Genomic DNA, 843 nt, shown 5'->3' on the forward strand with positions numbered 1-843 from the left:
ATCATAAGCTTGCGGTGATCCAGCATCCCGTTTTGACGGCGGGGAGCCGCACGTCTCTCGGCCTGACTGATCACGGCCTGCGATTCATGGATGCCGCAGGAGCGCGCCAGACAAATTGCGCATAAGAAAAAATTCCTCTTGACGGGGAGCCGGCGTCAGGTGTTCTGCTTTTGTTCACATGACAGGAGCAACCATGCGCAAGCCGGAAACCATCGAACGGCTCTATTTGGATTTCGACGGCTTTTTCGCGTCGGTCGAACAGCAGTGTGACCGACGCCTGCGCGGTCGGCCGGTCGGTGTCGTTCCCTTCGAGGGAACGGACAGAACGGCCGTGATCGCATGCAGCCGCGAAGCAAAAGCGTATGGCGTCAAGAATGTTATGCCGATCAACGAGGCGAAGCGGCTTTGCCCGCAGCTCGTTCTGGTTCCGCAAAAGCCGGACTTGTATCGCCGGGCACATAATGCGCTCTTATCGGAAATTGAAACGGTCATTCCGATCGATACGGCGAAGTCGATCGATGAGCTGACGTGCCGCCTTGACGAGGCGGGCCGATCTGACCCGCTCGCCCTGGCGGCAAAGATCAAAGCGACGATTGCCGAAAATGTCGGACCATGGATCACTTGCACGATCGGGTTTGCGGCCAACCGGCAGCTCGCGAAAATTGCCTGCAAGGCTGGCAAGCGCGATGGCGGCCGATGTGGTGACGGGCTGACGATCTGGCGGCCGGAAGACCTTCCGGCTGCGCTGCTTGTCGTCACGATGGAAGACATTCCAGGTGTCGGCGGCAACATGGCAAAGCGGCTCTATCGTGCCGGCATCTTCACGACGGAACAGCTTTATAA

The 843-nt window shown here is 58.6% G+C and carries 1 pseudogene; it reads left to right on the plus strand.

Going from position 1 to position 843, the window contains the following annotated elements:
- Positions 1–193: 193 nt before the first annotated feature.
- Positions 194–843 (plus strand): annotated as a pseudogene (locus EN780_RS35710) (type VI secretion protein ImpB); the annotation flags it as partial.

It is taken from the genome of Mesorhizobium sp. M4B.F.Ca.ET.089.01.1.1, from assembly GCF_004022605.1.
Taxonomy (GTDB): domain Bacteria; phylum Pseudomonadota; class Alphaproteobacteria; order Rhizobiales; family Rhizobiaceae; genus Mesorhizobium; species Mesorhizobium abyssinicae.